The sequence below is a fragment of the Amycolatopsis sp. NBC_01307 genome (assembly GCF_035975215.1).
Taxonomy (GTDB): domain Bacteria; phylum Actinomycetota; class Actinomycetes; order Mycobacteriales; family Pseudonocardiaceae; genus Amycolatopsis.
In genome coordinates, this window is sequence record NZ_CP108403.1 from 2256927 (window position 1) to 2273035 (window position 16109).

At 72.4% G+C, this 16109-nt stretch carries 17 protein-coding genes; 9 read left to right on the forward strand and 8 right to left on the reverse strand.

Going from position 1 to position 16109, the window contains the following annotated elements:
- Positions 1–4 precede the first annotated feature (4 nt).
- Positions 5–1621, reverse strand: a complete 1617-nt coding sequence (locus OG439_RS09785; protein WP_326949052.1) for a CocE/NonD family hydrolase — start codon at positions 1619–1621, stop codon at positions 5–7.
- A gap of 88 nt (positions 1622–1709) precedes the next feature.
- Positions 1710–2288, reverse strand: coding sequence for a TetR/AcrR family transcriptional regulator (locus OG439_RS09790; RefSeq protein WP_326949053.1), 579 nt, complete (start codon positions 2286–2288; stop codon positions 1710–1712).
- Between the two features lie 70 nt (positions 2289–2358).
- On the opposite strand from OG439_RS09790, the gene OG439_RS09795 reads away from it, so the two are divergent.
- Together OG439_RS09795 and OG439_RS09800 are read left to right on the forward strand one after the other, a co-directional pair.
- A complete protein-coding gene (locus tag OG439_RS09795) occupies positions 2359–3333 on the forward strand; it encodes a ketopantoate reductase family protein (protein ID WP_326949054.1) in 975 nt (324 codons plus the stop codon).
- Positions 3334–3466: 133 nt separating this feature from the next.
- On the forward strand, positions 3467–4258 hold the full coding sequence (locus tag OG439_RS09800) for a S1 family peptidase (protein WP_326949055.1): 792 nt from the start codon (positions 3467–3469) through the stop codon (positions 4256–4258).
- Between the two features lie 54 nt (positions 4259–4312).
- On the opposite strand, the gene OG439_RS09805 is transcribed toward OG439_RS09800, so the two are convergent.
- The 3 genes from OG439_RS09805 to OG439_RS09815 form a co-directional block, all read right to left on the reverse strand.
- The gene (locus tag OG439_RS09805; RefSeq protein ID WP_326949056.1) at positions 4313–5653 is read right to left on the reverse strand and encodes an NtaA/DmoA family FMN-dependent monooxygenase; all 1341 of its coding nucleotides are present in this window, start codon (positions 5651–5653) and stop codon (positions 4313–4315) included.
- Positions 5654–5664: 11 nt separating this feature from the next.
- Positions 5665–6867, reverse strand: coding sequence for an LLM class flavin-dependent oxidoreductase (locus OG439_RS09810; RefSeq protein ID WP_326949057.1), 1203 nt, complete (start codon positions 6865–6867; stop codon positions 5665–5667).
- Positions 6868–7045: 178 nt separating this feature from the next.
- Positions 7046–7222, reverse strand: a complete 177-nt coding sequence (locus tag OG439_RS09815; protein ID WP_323326945.1) for a CsbD family protein — start codon at positions 7220–7222, stop codon at positions 7046–7048.
- A 178-nt stretch (positions 7223–7400) separates the two neighbouring features.
- Here OG439_RS09815 and OG439_RS09820 point away from each other — a divergent pair, with 178 nt between their 5' ends.
- The 4 genes from OG439_RS09820 to OG439_RS09835 all read left to right on the forward strand — a co-directional run bounded on the left by OG439_RS09820 (position 7401) and on the right by OG439_RS09835 (position 10022).
- Positions 7401–7901 carry a YbaB/EbfC family nucleoid-associated protein gene (locus tag OG439_RS09820; RefSeq protein WP_326949058.1) on the forward strand — a complete coding sequence of 167 codons (501 nt, stop codon included), beginning with the start codon at positions 7401–7403 and terminating at the stop codon, positions 7899–7901.
- A 23-nt stretch (positions 7902–7924) separates the two neighbouring features.
- The gene (locus OG439_RS09825) at positions 7925–8260 is read left to right on the forward strand and encodes a hypothetical protein (protein WP_326949059.1); all 336 of its coding nucleotides are present in this window, start codon (positions 7925–7927) and stop codon (positions 8258–8260) included.
- Complete coding sequence (locus OG439_RS09830) at positions 8257–9381, forward strand: hypothetical protein (protein ID WP_326949060.1); 1125 nt, start codon at positions 8257–8259, stop codon at positions 9379–9381. The genes OG439_RS09825 and OG439_RS09830 overlap by 4 nt, the downstream gene beginning before the upstream one ends.
- Positions 9382–9497: 116 nt before the next feature.
- Positions 9498–10022 carry a hypothetical protein gene (locus OG439_RS09835; protein ID WP_326949061.1) on the forward strand — a complete coding sequence of 175 codons (525 nt, stop codon included), beginning with the start codon at positions 9498–9500 and terminating at the stop codon, positions 10020–10022.
- Positions 10023–10716: 694 nt separating this feature from the next.
- Here the strand turns inward: OG439_RS09835 and OG439_RS09840 are convergent.
- The gene (locus OG439_RS09840; RefSeq protein WP_326949062.1) at positions 10717–11022 is read right to left on the reverse strand and encodes a hypothetical protein; all 306 of its coding nucleotides are present in this window, start codon (positions 11020–11022) and stop codon (positions 10717–10719) included.
- Positions 11023–11310: 288 nt separating this feature from the next.
- On the opposite strand from OG439_RS09840, the gene OG439_RS09845 reads away from it, so the two are divergent.
- The 3 genes from OG439_RS09845 to OG439_RS09855 all read left to right on the forward strand — a co-directional run bounded on the left by OG439_RS09845 (position 11311) and on the right by OG439_RS09855 (position 14765).
- The gene (locus OG439_RS09845) at positions 11311–11910 is read left to right on the forward strand and encodes a TetR/AcrR family transcriptional regulator (RefSeq protein WP_326949063.1); all 600 of its coding nucleotides are present in this window, start codon (positions 11311–11313) and stop codon (positions 11908–11910) included.
- On the forward strand, positions 11907–13484 hold the full coding sequence (locus OG439_RS09850; protein WP_326949064.1) for a carboxylesterase/lipase family protein: 1578 nt from the start codon (positions 11907–11909) through the stop codon (positions 13482–13484). The genes OG439_RS09845 and OG439_RS09850 overlap by 4 nt, the downstream gene beginning before the upstream one ends.
- 111 nt (positions 13485–13595) lie before the next feature.
- Positions 13596–14765, forward strand: a complete 1170-nt coding sequence (locus tag OG439_RS09855) for an LLM class flavin-dependent oxidoreductase (RefSeq protein ID WP_326949065.1) — start codon at positions 13596–13598, stop codon at positions 14763–14765.
- Between the two features lie 13 nt (positions 14766–14778).
- On the opposite strand, the gene OG439_RS09860 is transcribed toward OG439_RS09855, so the two are convergent.
- Together OG439_RS09860 and OG439_RS09865 are read right to left on the reverse strand one after the other, a co-directional pair.
- Positions 14779–15222 (reverse strand): SRPBCC family protein, encoded by a 444-nt coding sequence (locus OG439_RS09860; protein WP_326949066.1) that lies wholly within the window; start codon positions 15220–15222, stop codon positions 14779–14781.
- 69 nt (positions 15223–15291) lie between these two features.
- Positions 15292–16065, reverse strand: a complete 774-nt coding sequence (locus tag OG439_RS09865) for an isocitrate lyase/PEP mutase family protein (RefSeq protein WP_326949067.1) — start codon at positions 16063–16065, stop codon at positions 15292–15294.
- Positions 16066–16109: the final 44 nt, after the last annotated feature.

Below are 16109 nucleotides of genomic sequence, written 5' to 3' on the forward strand. Positions count from 1 at the left end.
TCCCTTATGCGATCGGCATGGTGAGCGTCGACCGGGCACAGTGGACGGTGTAGCGCGTGGCCGTGAACGCCGTCGCCGTCGCGATCGGTTCCCCGGTGCCGGGGTTGCGCGCGTAGCGGGGATGGGCGCCGCCGCTGACCTGCAGCCGCAGCCGGTGCCCGGCGGCGAACCGGTGCGCGCAGGCGCCCAGTTCGAGTGACACCGTCGTGGCGCGGCCGGGATCGAGCCGCCGGAAGACCTCGGTGACGTTGCGGGAGCGGCCGCGCGGGTCGACGTCGCAGAGCCGGACGAACACGTCCGCGTGCGGATTGTCGGTTTCCAGCGCCAGTTCCACCCGCGGCGCCCCGATGACCTCCAGCGCCGAGCCGAGCGGTTCGGAGGTGAACGTCAGCACGTCCGGCCGGGCTTCGAGCGTGCGGTTGTCCCGCGCCCCGGCACCGGCCGACATGTGCCGGCCGCCGACGGCGGGTGTCGGATCGGCCGGGTCGTACCGGAACCCGGTGGACGCGCCCTCGACGTCGGCGGTGTCGCCGAGCCGCCCGTCGGCCCGCGGGTGCAGCACGCGGTCGGTGGTCGCGGGCGGCCACGACGGCAGCGTCCGCCACTCGCCCGCGCCGGTGACGTGCACGCGGACCGGTTGTGAGCGTGCGGGACCGCCGTCGAGGTGCTGTTCGAGCCAGGCCAGGGTCTCCCGGTCGATCACGCGCGCGGCGGCGGCGAGGGTGTCCAGGTGCTTCCACGGCCCGATCGTGAGCGCGACGTCGACGTCCCTTGTGGACAAAGCCCGGTACTGCTCGAGGGTCTGGTCGAGGAAGACGTCGTGCCAGCCGCCGACGAGCAGGACCGGGGCCTCGACCTCGGTGAGGCTTTCGCTTGCGTCGTAAGCGTTCCAGAAGGGATCGGCCGGATCCGCGTGGGACAGCCACCCGGCGAACCACGGCGCGGCGCCGTCGAGCGCGGTCTCCGCGGCCGCGCCGAGGGGCGTCTCGTGCGTGGCTTTGCGCGCCCGGCGGCCGGACGTCATCGCCTGGCGCAGCCCGCCGTCGCTCTGGGCGAGCACGGTGGCGCTCCAGCCGAGGAAGTCGGCCAGGGCGAACGCGCCGGTGCCGTACATCGCGCGGGCCATGTCGTGCGGGCCGGCGACCACCACGGCGGCCTTCAGCTCGGGCGGCGGGTCGCGCAGCAGGGACCACTGGCTCCAGCCGAGGTAGGAACCGCCCAGGGTGGCCAGCCGGCCGTCGAACCACGGCTGCTCGCGCAGCCAGGCGACGGTGTCCTGGCCGTCGGCGGCCTCCTGCGTCATCGGCCGGAGCACGCCCGACGAGCCGCCGGTGCCGCGGACGCTCTGCACGAGGACGTGGAAACCGCGCGCCGCGAGCATCCGGCCGTGCAGCAGGCTGACCGGCAGCCCGCGGCCGTACGGCGACCGGATCAGCACGGTGCCGCGCGCCCCGGCCCGCGGCTCGTAGTGGTCGGTGACCAGTTCGGCGCCGTCACGGGCAGGCACCCGCAGCCCGCGCGTGATCGTGTACGCCGTGCGCGCCGGCGGCAGCGAGAACGCCCGGGTGTGGACGGCCCCGGCCGCGCGGGCGATGAGGCCGGGGGTCGACGGTGCTGGCATGTGCGGCTCCTCGTGCTCGGCCCCGTCAGCGTACCGGAACAGCTATTCCGGCAAGGGCCGGCTTCCGGGACGGACAGTCCGGTACCGGCTACTCCGGCCTGGTCAGCCCGTCCAGCACCAGGGTGATGACGCCGTCGGCCTCGGCCCGCCAGTCGGGGCGGTCGTGGGCCGCGCCGATGCCGTGCAGGGCCATCATGACGGCGCCGGCGCCCACGTCGTCGCGGACGGAGCCGCCTTCCACCGCGGCGGCCACCAGCTCGGTGACGGCCTGCTCCAGCGCCAGGCTGCCGTCGGCGAGCGCACTCGAGCCGGTGGTCATGAGCGTGGCCAGGGTCCGGGCGAGGCCCTGGTGGGCGTCCATGTGGTCGACCATGCCGCGCAGGAAGGCCGCCAACGCCTCCTGCGCGGGCAGGGTGGCCCGCAACCGGCGGGCGCGGTCGCACAACGCGGCGACCTCCTCGTGGTAGACCGCCTCGGCCAGCGCCTCCCGGGTGGGGAAGTGGCGGTACAGCGTGCCGGTGCCCACGCCGGCCAAGCGCGCGAAGTCGTCGAAGCGCAGGTCGAAGAAGCCCCCGGCGTCGAAGACCTCCCGGGCCTTGGCCACCAGGGCGTCGCGGTTGCGCCGGGCGTCGGCGCGCAACGGCTTGTCGGAACCTCGCGTTGACAACCGGACCCGGCCTCCCTAGCTTGAGAAGTGGAGATGACCTCCATTTCCATCCTAGCTCATGAGGTGTGCTTTGCGGATCCTGATGTTCGGCCGCGGCGTGATCGCCACGGTGTACGGCTGGGCCCTCGAACGGGCCGGGCACGAGGTCGAGTTCTACGTCCGGCCGGGCCGCGCGGCGGCGTACGGGGGAGCGGTGGACCTCGACCTGCTCGACACGCGGCGGCGGCCGTGGGGGCAGCGGGTCGTCGAGAAGTGGCCGGTGCGCTACCGCGAAGAGCTGGCGCCGGACCACGACTTCGAGCTGATCGTGCTGAGCGTGCAGCACCACCGCCTCGCGGAGGCCGCGGCGTTCCTGGCCCCGCGCGTCGGCGCGGCCACCGTGCTGGTCTTCGGCAACCTCTGGGCCGAGCCGACGGCCGCGATCGGCGCGCTGCCCCTCGACCGCGTCGCGTGGGGCTTTCCCCAAGCCGGCGGCGGTTTCGGCGCGGACGGCGTGCTCCGCGGGGCGCTGCTGCCGCAGGCCGTCTTCGGCACCCTCGACCGGCCGCCGACCGACCGGGAGCAGGCCGTGCGCCGGGTGTTTCGCGAGGCCGGGTTCCGGCCGCGGGAGAAGCCCGACTTCCGCGGCTGGCTGTGGGTCCACTTCGCGTTCAACGCGGGCGTGCACACGCAAGGCCTGAAACTGGGTTCGCTGGCCCAGCTGGCCGGGTCGACGCGCGCCTTTCGCGAAGCGCTGCTGACCGGCCGCGAACTGCTCCCGCTCCTCGAAGCACGCGGCGTCGACCTGCGACGCCACCGGGGCGGGGTGGTGGGGTTACGGGCGCCCGCCTGGCTGACGGCCCCCGTGCTCGCCTGGCTGACCGCGCACTTCGCGCCGCTGCGCGTGAACTTCGAGGCGCAGTCCGACCCCGGGACCGAGGAACCGCGCGAGATCTGCCGCGACACCCTGGCGGAAGCGCGGCGGCTGGGCGTCGCGGTACCCCGCCTGGAAGCGGCGGAACCGACCTTCGCGCGCGAAGGGGAGGCCCGTCCGTCAGCGGTGTGAGCCAAGGAGTGTCGGACAAAAACCAACCATCTTCGCAAACTTTCAGAATGCTACTTTCGTAGCTAACCGAGACCCGAGCCCGTCTGGTCTGCTCGTGATCACCACCTTCCAGGTCCCCTGAAGGGAGATGTTCATGCAGGTAGACGGACGTTCGGTGGTCCGGCGGGCCGCAGTGGCGCTCATCGCGGCCGGGGCGCTCGCCGTCGTGACCGCACCGGGCGCCGCGGGTGCCGGCCCGCGGATCGTGGGCGGGACGGCGACCACCATCGACGAGTTCCCGGCCACCGTCATCTTCAACGTCAACGGTGCGCAGCACTGCGCGGGCACCCTGGTCGCGCCGGACAAGGTGCTGACCGCCGCGCACTGCACCGACGGCGTCGAGGCGTCGCAGATGGAGATCATCGGCGGCCAGACCAAGTTCAGTGACACCTCCGGCGAGAAGGCCGGCGTGAGCGACGTCTGGCAGAACCCGGGCTTCGACATGACCGGCATGCAGCACGACAACTCCGTGCTGACGCTCGACAAGGAGCTGCCCTACAAGCCGGCGACGCTGGTGCAGTCGGCCGACGACGCCGCGTACCAGGCGGGTGCCGACGTCACCGTGGTCGGCTGGGGCGCGACGTCCGAGGGCGGCGACGTCTCCGACACCCTGCTGAAGGTGTCGGTTCCGGTGGTGGACAACGATTCCTGCGCCACGGCCTACAGCACGGGCGGCAACAGCTACGACAAGGCGTCGATGTTCTGCGCCGGTGTGCCCGAGGGCGGCAAGGACTCCTGCCAGGGCGACTCCGGCGGCCCGGCCTACGTCGAGGGCAAGCTCGCCGGCATCGTGTCGTGGGGCCAGGGCTGCGCGCGCAAGGACTTCCCGGGCGTGTACACCAAGGTGGGCAACGACTACGCGGACATCAGCACGCACATCGGCTGATCCGGCGGGAACGACGACGACGGCCCGGGAGCGAAACCCGGGCCGTCGTCGTGTTCAGGCGTCCAGGCCGAGGTGCTCGCGCAGGGTGGTGCCGGTGTACTCGGTCCGGAACGAGCCGCGTTCCTGCAGCAGCGGCACGACCTTGTCCGCGAACTCGTCGAGCCCGCCCGGCGTGACGTGCGGGACGAGGATGAACCCGTCGCTCGCGTCCGCCTGGACCAGGTCGTCGATCGTGGCGGCGACGGTCGCGGGGGAGCCGATGAACGTCTGCCGGCCGGTGACCTCGATGATCAGCTCGCGGATGGACAGGTTCTTCGCCTCGGCGAGCTGCCGCCACTCCTTCGCGGTGGCCTGCGGGTCGCGGTACATCCGGACGCTGGCCCGGCCGCGCGCGATCGTGTGCTCCCCGAGCACCGGGTCGATGTCGGGCAGCGGGCCGTCCGGGTCGTAGCCGGACAGGTCGGCGTTCCACAGCTGCTCGAGGAACTTGATCGCGGTCTGCCCGCTGACCTGCTGCAGCCGGACGACGTGGGCGCGTTCGTGGGCGTCGGCGTCGGTGTCGCCGAGGACGAACGTCGCCGCGGGCAGGATCACCAGCTGCTCGGACGTCCGGCCGTACTTCGCCAGCCGGCCCTTGACGTCGGTGTAGAACGCCTGCCCGGCCTCCAGGGTGCCGTAGCGGCTGAAGATCGCGTCCGCGGTGGCCGCGGCGAACTCGCGGCCCTCGTCGGAGTCGCCGGCCTGGATGATCACCGGGCGGCCCTGCGGGCTGCGCGGTACCGGGAACCGGCCCTCGATGTCGAAGTGCTTGTCGTGGTGGGCAAAGGCGCCCGCGGCGGGATCCCGGAGGAAGACGCCGCTGCCGGCGTCGGCGGCGATCTCGTCGCCGCGCCAGGAGTCGAACAGCTCCCAGGCGGTGCGCAGGAACGTCTCGGCGCGGTCGTAGCGCTGGTCCTGCGGGAGGTACCCGGCACGCCGGAAGTTCTCGCCGGTGAAGGCGTCCCACGACGTGACGACGTTCCAGGCCGCGCGCCCGGCGGAGAGGTGGTCGAGCGAGGCGAACTGGCGGGCCACCTCGAACGGCTCGTTGAACGTCGAGTTGATGGTGCCGGCCAGGCCGAGCCGTTCGGTGACCGCGGCCAGCGCCGAGAGCACGGTGAAGGTGTCGGGGCGGCCGACGACGTCGAGGTCGTAGATCTCGCCGTTCTGCTCGCGCAGGCGCAGGCCCTCGGCGAGGAAGAAGAAGTCGAACTTGGCGCGTTCGGCCGTCTGCGCGAGCCTGACGAACGAGCTGAACTCGATGTGGCTGCCGGCCTCGGGGTCGCTCCACACGGTCGTGTTGTTCACGCCGGGGAAGTGCGCCGCGAGGTGGATCTGCTTGCGGGGCTGGGTCATCGCGGGCCTCCTCAGGCGGCGTAGCGGTTGGCGGGCTTGGCGAGGCCGAGCAGGCCGCGCAGGGTGTCCGCCTCGTACTCGGTGCGGAAGGCGCCGCGGGCGCGCAGCTCGGGGACCAGGCCCCGGGTGATCGCGGTCAGGTCGTGCGGCACCGCGCCCGGCCGCAGCCGGAACCCGGAGAGCCCGGCCGCCTGCCAGTCGAGCAGCAGGTCGGCGAGGCCGGCGGGCGTGCCGGTGAAGACGTGGGCGTCCGAGGTGTACTTCGCGCCGGAGAGGTCGTCGAGCCGGGCCAAGCGGTCGGCCGCGGCCCGCTCGGTCTCCTCGAGGAACACGACGACGTCGCCGAACACGTGCAGCGTCTCGGCCGCGCGGCCGGCCCGGTCCTGCTCGTCGCGCACCGCGGTGACGATCTCGCCGGCCTGCGCGCGGTCGAACGGCGTCACGTAGACGACGTCGGCCGAGCGGGCGGCGAGCCGGTAGGGGACCGCGGCGTGCGCCAGCGCGGTGACCGGTGGCTGGCCCTGCGGCGGGCGCGGGGTGATCGACGGGCCCTTGACCTTGAACCAGCGGCCTTCGAAGTCGATGTAGTGCAGCTTCTCCCGGTCGACGAACCGGCCGGTCGCGACGTCGCGGATCTCGGCGTCGTCCTCCCAGCTGTCCCACAGCCGGCGCAGCACCTCGACGTAGTCCGCGGCCTCGTCGAACAGCTCCGACAGCGGGCTCACGACGTCCGGGGTGGTGGAGTCCTCGAGCCGGAATTCGCCGAACTCTCGTCGGCCGAAGTGCCGGTTGTCCGCGGGCCGCCCGGCGACCTGGACGCGGACGCCGGCCCGGCCGCCGCTGACGTAGTCGAGCGTCGCGATCGCCTTCGACAGGTGGAACGGCTCGGTGTGGGTGACGATCGCGGTCGGCACGAGCCCGATGTGCGAGGTCAGCGGCGCGACGCGGGCGGCGATCAGCACCGCGTCGAGGCGGCCCTGGACGAGGTCGGTGCGTTCGCCCGGCCGGTCGAGGTACTGCTCGGTCTGCAGGGCCAGCGAGTCCTCGAGGGTGACGAAGTCCAGCTTGGCCGCTTCGGCCTCGCGGACCAGGTCGGCCCAGTACCCCGCGGTGAGCAGCTCACCCGGCCGCGCCCCCGGCTCCCGCCACGCGGCGGGGTGCCACCCGGCACCGTCCAGCGCGACGGCGATCCGTGGTCCGTTCCCTGCTGCCATCCCGGCTTTCCTTCCCTCGTCCCGTCGCCTCAGTGTGCGCCGGTTCCCGGTGGCCGGGCCGGAGTGGCCAGGGGATGGGAAAGTGGGAAGTTTCCCGGCGGCCCGGGAATAACCGGGACGTGAAACGGCCGCCGCACTCCGGAGTGCGGCGGCCGTTTCGGGCCGGGGCCCGGTGAGATCAGTCCTTGTGACCCGTCACGGCGTCCTTGACCTTGTCGGCGGCCTGCTTGAGGGCGCCCTTGCCCTGCTCGGCCTTGCCTTCGGCCTGCCACTGCTCGTTCCCGGTGGCGTCGCCGACCTTTTCCTTGGCCTGGCCCTTGAGCTCTTCGGCCTTGTGTTCCGCCTTGTCGTTCATCGTCCACCTTTCCTGGGGTGCGGTACGGCTACCCGGTGCCGCGGCGGATACACATCGGGCCGGGTGCGGGGGCACGGCCGTCGCCCACCCCGGGGCGAAACTCCGAAAACGGACCGAAACCCCCCGCGGATCTGACATCATGCGGGCGGATGTCACCAGACCGCGCAAGGGAGACACGATGTCCGCGCACATGGACGAGCTGATCGCCCAGTTCCAGAACTTCCAGGCGAAGGTTCGCCAGGCCGAGACCCGGTTCGCCGGGGTCGGCGACATGCAGGAGCGGATCGCCCAGGTGGCGACGACCGTGACCTCGCCGGACGGCAACGTCACGGTCGTGGCCGGGGCCGGCGGGACCGTCACCGACCTGCGGCTCGCCGCGGGGGCCACGCACCTCGAAGCGGGCCGGCTGGCGGCGATCATCATGACCACCCTGCGCCAGGCCGTGGCCGGGGCCGTCCAGCAGCAGGCCGGGATCGTGGACGACGCCTTCGGCGACACGCTCGGCGTCAACACGCAGGAGCAGGTGCGCGAGGCCCAGACCGAAGCCTTCGGAACCACGGCGGAACCCCCTGCGTCGGAGCCCCAGGGGCCGCAGCAGCCCCAGGCCGCACCGCGACGCCGGCCCGCCCCGCGGGACGACGACTACTTCGAAGAGAACACGATCCTCCGCCGCGACTGACCCCGACCGAGAGAGCTCCCGCGATGCCAGAAGGAATCCAGACCAACATCGGCGCGATCTCCGCGTACGCCCGGCAGCTGCCGTTCTACGAGCAGGAAGCCGACAAGTTCGGCGCCAAGATCGACGCCGCCGACGTCACGGACGAGGCGTGGGGGCTCATCGGCCTGTTCGCGAAGCAGGGCTACACCGACCGGCTCGGCGAGCTGCGGTCGCTGCTGACCGACCTGAAGGACGGCGTCGACGGCTTCACCACGAAGCTGACCAAGGCCGCGGAGATGTACCAGGGCATGGAAGACGCCGGCGTGATCACGTTCGGCCGGTACGAGGCGCAGATCGACGCGATCGGGGAGGGCAAGTGAGCGAGCACAAGAGCATCGCCGACGCGCTGGACGTCCAGCCCTACGACGAGAGCACGGGCGCGAACCTCGACCGCGCGGCGGGTTACGTGCCGGTGGCGGGCACGGCCTACAAGGCGGGCAAGTCCATCGGGGAGCACGCCCAGCAGGCGGCCCAGGCGGGCAACTTCGGCGAGCTGGCCTCCGCGGGCGGCGCGCTGGTCGGCGACGGCGCGAAGTTCGTCGGCGCGGCCGCCGGCGACATGGTCACCTTCGCCATGGACCCGATCGGCTGGCTCGTCAGCCACGGCCTGAACATGCTGCTCGAGCTGGTCCAGCCGCTGCAGGACGCGCTGCACCAGGTCACCGGCGACGGCCCGGCCATCGGGCACGCGTCGGAGAACTTCGTCACCATCGCTCAGGGCTTCGTCGCGCTCGCCGAGGACTTCGAGAAGACCGGCGACACCGCGCTGGCCGAGTGGGTGGACGACGCCGGCAACGCGGCGAAGGAAGCGCTCGGCGACTTCTCCTCGGGCATCCGCGGCGTCGGCTCGGCCGCTGGTTCGGTGGCCGAGGTGCTGCAGATGTGGTCGATGGTCATGGTCGTCATCGAAGAGGTGATCAAGGGGATCATCACCGAGCTGGTGTCCTGGCTGATCACGCTCTGGCTGCCCGCGCTGGCGGCGTCGGTGATCAGCTTCGGCAGCTCGGTGGCCGCCGCGATGACCGCGTCGGTCGCCAAGGCCGCCAGCGTGCTGAAGAAGGTGACCGGCTACCTGGGCAAGTTCGGCAAGCTGCTCGACACCTTCATCGAGTTCATGGCGAAGTACTCGACGAAGCTGGTCGAGTTCACCACCAAGCTGCGGGTCGGCGTGATGCCCGGCCAGACCAAGTTCGGCTTCGGCGCGGTCGCCCAGGGCTTCCAGCCGAGCAACCGGGTGCTCACGACGATGTTCGGCACCTCGGCGGGCGCCGGACCGCTGCTAGCCGGCGCGGGCGTCAAGGCGGGCATCGGCGCGGCGAAGGGCGCCTTCGCCGAGGGCAAGGAAGCTGTCACGCCCGAGGGGGACGAACCGTGGTTCGACAAGAGCGAGATCGGCGGGGACCGGAGTCCGGAGGACACCCGGAAGGACCTGGACATCTAGAGACGCGGGCGGCCGAACTCCAGGACCGCGCGGAACGCTGGTCGGCCGACGCCCAAGTCCGTCCGGGCTTCCGGGAACGCGTCGAGGGTGTTCTCCGGGACCACTGGCACGAGCCGGTGATCGTCCTGCGCCTGGGGGACACGGACCTGGGTTTCGACGTCCCCGGCCGCCGCCACGACGGGACGGTGGCGGGAAAGCGGCTGATCCGCCGGTTCTTCTGGAACATCGCCCGCGGCATCGGCGGCGCGGTCGTGTCCGTCTTCGTCCTGGCCAACGGCGGCGGCGGGGGCCGTCCGTTCCAGCGGGAGATCCGCGTGTCAGGCCCGGCGGACGCCCAGGCGCTGGACCTGACCGACCGCCTGGGCTCGGCGAGCGGCCCATGGCTGGCGTTCTCCCCGACGGCGGTAGCCGTGGTGGACACGGGCTCGACGTACGTCGACCCGGCCGACGCGCCGGCGCCGCGGATCGTCTGGGAGGCCCGGAAACCCGAGGCTCCGGCGGTCGGCTTCCGCAAGCAGGAGCTGACCTGGCCGGACGGTTCGGTGTTCCGCTTCCCGCTGCACGGGCGTTCGGAGGAGCAGCACCTGCGGAAGTTCCTGGAGTGGCCGGACGTGGTGCACTGGAACGGCCGCCCGGAGTAGGACAGCCGGAGCACGCGCCTCGGCGACCCGGCCAAAGACGGCCGCCGGGGCGGCCAACACGGAGGCCGGAGTGGCTGACAACGCTACCCGGGGCGCCAGTTACTGCGCCCGCGACGGCCAACGCGCGGGCCTGGGCACAGCCAACGCGGCTGCTGGAGTGGGGGCACGGCGCTCGGAGTGGCCAACATGGCCGGTGGAGCGCCAACACCGCGGCCGTGGCGGCCAAAACACCGCCCGGAGCAGCCACGTGCGGCGGCGAGAGGGCCGAATCCCGGGCCCAACGGTGCTGCACTGTGCCCGGGATTGCCAAACGCGGCGGCCGGCGGCCGCCAACACGCTGCCGAGAGCGGCCGACACTGTGCCCGGAGTGGCCAGCACACTGGCCGGAACTGCCAACACGGCTGCCGGAGCGGCCGACACACTGCCCGCGGCGGCCAACACTCTGCCTGGAGCAGCCGAGACGGTGCCGGACGGGCCGAACACGTTGCCCGCAACGACCAACACGGCGGCCGGATCGGCCAACGCGCGGCTGGAGTGGCCGACTCAGCGCTCGAAGCAGTCAACACGGTGCCAGGAGTGGCCAGCATGGCGTCCGGAGTGGCCAACACTCTGCCTCGACCGGCCAACACTGCCCGCAGCGGCCAACACCCTGCCCGGAGTGGCCGACGAGCGGCCGGCGCGAGTTTCGGGTGGCTTAGCTCTGTGCGGGGGCCGGGTCGGCGAAGTGGAGGCCGTCGCGGCGGTGGCGGGGGCCCAGCTCCTCCGTCAAGATCGTGTCCAGGTCTCGCGCGGCCCTGCGCAGCGGCCGGCGGACCGTCCACAGCACGGTCAGCGTGGCGAACACGAGGATCACCACCGTGACGCCGAGAGCCGTGTCGGCGAGGAGCAGGATCGTCGCCGCCAGGACCAGGATCGGGGACAGCCCGGTGGTCGAGCGGCGGGCGTGGCGCGGGCGGTGCGTCCATGCACGCAAGCCCGCCTGTCGGTGGTGCGTGGTCATCCGTCCTCCACCCCTGCGCTCCGGCGGGTCGCTACGCTGCGTCCCCGCCATTAGCTCCAAAGTGTCGCAGACGAGGGCGTTCGGATGATCAGTCCAGACCGTGGTGTACCCGAAAGACTGTCCCCCATCGCCCGGTAGGCCGTACATGATCGGGCTGAATGCGCAATCAGGTGAGGTGCGTGTCGGAATAGTTCACCGGATCGGGTGATGGTCTACGGATTCCGCGCCGAAACGTCGTCACTCTGAACAGGACTGTTTAACCGCGGCCGCCACGGGCTATCACCAAGTGTGGCCCCCGAACGGAGCAGCGAGACGGCCGTCCACGCCGCGCGCCGGGCGCAGCTGGTGGACGCGGCCATCGACGTGCTCGCCCGCGACGGGTACGCCGCCGCGTCCACCGTGCGGATCGCGCGGGCGGCCGGGGTCAGCCGCGGCGTGCTCACCTACCACTTCCGGGACCGCGCCGACCTGGTCGCCGAGGTCGTCCGGACGGTGTACGCGCTCGCCGGAGCGGAGCTGGGGCCGCGGGTCGTCCGGGCCGGGTCGCCGCGGGCGAGCCTGCTCGCCTTCATCGGCGGCAGTATCGAGTTCTACGCCGCTTATCCCCGGCACCTGGCCGCGCTCAGCGCCGTCTTCACCGCGCAGGAGCGGGACGGCACCCGGCACCACCAGACCGAGCTGGACGACGTCGGCGCGTTGCTGCGCGCCGGGGTCGAGGCCGGCGAGTTCCGGGCCTTCGACGTCGCGATCATGGCCGGCACGATCCGCGCCGCGCTCGACGCCGCCCTGGTCCGCGTCACCGCCGACCGCACGCCCGCCACGGCGGCGCGGGTGCGCGACGAACTGGTCCGCACGTTCGACCTGGCGACCCGAAAGGAAACCCCATGACCGTCCGAGCCCGGATCGCCGGCGCGCTGACCGTGGCGCTGGCCCTGACCGCGGCCGCGTGCTCGAGCCCGCCACCCGAAGGGCCGCAGCTGACCGTCGGCACCACCAGCGGTCAGGTGCACGGCCTGGCCACCGCGTCGGCGCGGGAGTTCCTCGGCGTCCGCTACGCGCTCGCGCCGACGGGGGAGCGCCGCTGGACCGCGCCGCAGCCCGCGCCGGCCCCGGCCGGCGTCGTCGACGCGACCCGCCCCGGCGCCCGCTGCTCCCAGGGGACGCAGGCCGCCGGGACGTCCGAGGACTGCCTGTTCCTCAACGTGACGACCCCGCGCGACCAAGCGCCCGGCGAGCGGCTGCCGGTCATGGTGTGGTGGCACGGCGGGGGTTACACCAGCGGCTCCGGTGCCGACTACGACGCCCAGCGGCTGGCCTCGCGCGGGCACGTCGTCGTGGTCACGGTCAACTACCGCCTCGGCGTCTTCGGCTACCTCGGGCTGCCCGGCCTGGCCGGTTCGGGGAACTTCGGCTTCGCCGACCAGCTCGCCGCCACCCACTGGGCGAAGGACAACGCCGCGGCCTTCGGCGGCGACCCGGCCAACCTGACCGTCTTCGGCGAGTCCGCGGGCGGGATGTCGGCGTGCGCGCTGCTCACCTCGCCGCAGGCCGCCGGGCTCGTCCAGCGCGTCGCGATCTCGTCCGGCTCCTGCTTCCTGAACTGGCCCGCCGGCGGCCTGTTCCCCGGCGTCCCGGCGCAGACGCCCTACACCTCGCTGGCCACCGACCAGGCCGACGGCGTCGTGACCGCGAATCAGCTGGGCTGCACGGGTTCCGGCGCGCTGCAGTGCCTTCGCCGCCTGCCCGCCGACAAGCTGCTGCCGGTGAGCACGGCGTTCTCCGACCACCTCGCCTACGGCACCGAACTGCTGCCGGAGAACCCGCCGGACGCGGTCCGCGCCGGCCGGATCGCCCGCATCCCGGTCCTCTCGGGCGGCAACCACGACGAAGCCCGCTCGTTCATGGGCGGCGCGGCGATGGCCGACCCGTCCTCGATCACCGAGGCGACCTACCCGCAGCTCGTGCGGGCGGCGTTCGGCGTCCGCGCCGCGGACGTCCTGCGCGAGTACCCGCTGCAGCGGTTCCCGACGCCGGTCGAGGCGTTCTCGACGGTGATCACCGACGCGGCGTGGAGCTGTCCCACTCTGGCCGGCAACCAGGCCTTGGCGCGCACGACCAAGGTGTTCCCGTACGAGTTCGCCGAGTCGCACGCGCCGAACGTCAACCAGGTCAACGTGCCCGGCATGGCCCAGGGCGCGGCGCACGCCACCGACACGCCGTACCTGTTCGACCTCGGCGGCAAGAACCTGCTCACCGATCCCGCCCAGGCCCGGCTCGGGGAGCGGATGGTCGGCTACTGGAGCGGCTTCGCCCGCACCGGGACCCCGGCCGCGCCCGGGGCGGCGGACATCGTCCCGGGGACCGCCACCTCGACGAGCGTGCTGAGCCTGACGGCCGCCGGTGAGAACGTCGTCGACAGCGGATCCGACCACCACTGCGGCTTCTGGCCGCGGAACCCGTAGCCCGCCGGAAGTACTGCGCCGAACGTGCGACATGAGTAACGGAGCCGTCGCTCTCGGGGACTGACTTCTCAGTGCCATCGAGGAGCAGACCCGAGCAGCCGGAGGCCGTGGATGCAGATCGACCTGTTCAACGAGATCCAGAACCCCCGGCCGTGGCCCGAAGGCCACGAGCAGCTCAGGTTCGGCCAGGCGATCGAACAGGCCGTTCTCGCGGACGAACTGGGCTACGGGTGCTGGTGGCAGGTCGAGCACCACGGCGCGGGGGAGTTCAGCCTGTCGTCCGCGCCGGAGCTGATGCTGGCGGCGCTTTCCCAGCGCACCAGCCGGATCCGGCTCGGGCACTCCGCGGTGCTCGCGCCGGGCCGGTTCAACCACCCGATCCGCGTCGCCGAGCGCGCCGCGACGCTCGACCACCTCAGCGGCGGCCGGGTCGAGCTCGGCCTGACCCGCTCGACGATCCCGGAGTGGCGCCTGTTCGGCATCGAGCCGGACGACGCCCGCGCCCAGACACAGGAAGCCTTCGAGATGGTGCCGCGGATGTGGACCTCCGAACGGTTCTCCCACGAGAGCGACGCCTACCGCGTCGACGACGTCGCGATCGGGCCGAAACCCTTGCAGCGGCCCCATCCGCCGCTGTGGCAGGCGGCGGCGAGCGCGTCCTCCTTCGAGGAGGCCGGGCGCCGCGGCGTCGGCGTGCTGGGCACGACGATGTGGGAGTCGCTGGAGCGCGCCGGCCGGCTGATCGGCCTGTACCGGGCGGCGGCCGCGCAGTGCACCGACCCGGTCGGCGCGTTCGTCAACAACCAGGTCGGCTTCTTCACGTTCGTGCACTGCGCGGACACCGACGAGGAGGCGATGCGCAACGGCGCCGCCGCGGCCGCGGCCTGGTACACCGTGACGGCGTTGACGTTCTTCGAGGCGGCCAACGAGTTCGTCCGCCTCAACGCCCGCCAGCAGGAGCTGGTGGCGGCGCCGGACGGCGGTGGCCTGACGGGTGAGTTCCTGCGCGGCGAGGCGCAGAACGGCCCGACGGACGCGAACCTGCTGATCGCCCGGATCCTGCAAGGGGAATCGGTGCCGGACGACGAGATCTTCGAGGTGCTGAGCGCGCAGGACTCGCTGATCGTCGGCAGCCCGGACACCTGCCGCAAGAAGCTGCAGGCCTACGCCGATCTCGGCATCGACCGGCTGATGTGCCTGCAGCAGATCGGCGGCATCCCGCACGACAAGGTGCTGAAGAGCATCCGCCTGATAGGCGAGCTGATCCCGGACCTCGCCTGAGCCGCCCTGAGCTTCAGGCGGCGGCGCCGAGGTCGTCGAGCACCGGCGGCAGGCCCTCGGCCAGCATCCGGCGGCGGACCCGCTGCAGCAGGCGGGACATGACGAGCCCGCCGACGCCGCGGAAACCGGTGTGCGAGTAGGTGAAGCGGGTGCCCGCGGCGGTGTCCTCGAGGCGGTAGGTGACGAAGCTCGGCTCGTCGGTTTCCTTGTTGCGCCAGGTGAAGCGCAGCAAGGCCGGCGCGTCGGCGGCGAGGACCTCGCAGCGGACGACGCCGTCCCAGCCGGGCATGGGCTTGCCGACGAACCGGAACCGCGTGCCGACCTCGGGGACGAACCCCTCGGGACGGCCGCCCTGGCCGGTGGACGTCCACCGGGGGACCAGGGCCGGGTCGGTCAGCGCCCGCCACACGCGGTCGCGGGGGTGCGGGTACTCGGTGACGATCTCGAACTCGCTCACGGCGGCGTCCTCTCGTTGTTTACAGTCACCGTATCACTTCAGTGACTGTAAACAACGAGGGATCCGCCGTCAGTTCAGCTTGCGGGTGTCGGCGGGCAGGCCACCGCCGCCGTAGACGTCTTCGGCCAGCTTGGCCAGCGCGGTCAGCGCGACGTTCTGGCTCCACGGCCCGTACGACACCCGGGAGACGCCGAGCTTCTGCGCGACGGCCAGGGGGATCGAGCCCGGGATGCCGATCAGGTTGACCTTGCGCTCACCGAGCGCCTCGACCAGGCGGCCGACCTGGGTCTCGTCGAGCTTGCCGGGGGCGAAGAAGTTCGACGCGCCCGCGTCGAGGTAGGCGCGGCCGCGGGTGATCGCCTCGGTCAGCGCCTCCTCCTGGTCGCCGATCTTGAGAAACGCGTCGGTGCGGGCGTTGAGCACGAAGTCGACACCGGCCGACTGCGCCGCGGCGACGGCCGCCTCGACCGCCTTGACCGACTCGGCGAGCGGCTTCATCTGGTCTTCGAGGTTCGCCCCGACGGCGCCGGCCTCGATGGCCCGGGCGATGGTGCCGCCCGGGTCGCCGTAGCCGGCTTCGAGGTCGGCGGAGACGGGCAGGTCGCCCGCCGTGCGCACGATCAGGGCGACTTCGGCGATCATCTCGTCGCGCGGGATCTTTTCGCCGTCCGGGTAGCCGCGGGAGGCGGCGATGCCGTGGCTCGGGGTGGCGAGGGCCTGCGTGCCCGGCGTCTCGGCGACGACCTTCGCCGTGATCGCGTCCCAGACGTTGACGACGAGCAGCAGTTCCGGAGCCGCGTGCAGCTCCTGCAAGCGCTTGGCCTTGTCGGCGGTGGAAGTCATGTCCCCCAATGTAGGAGGAGGGAGCGATGGCGGCGAATGCTATC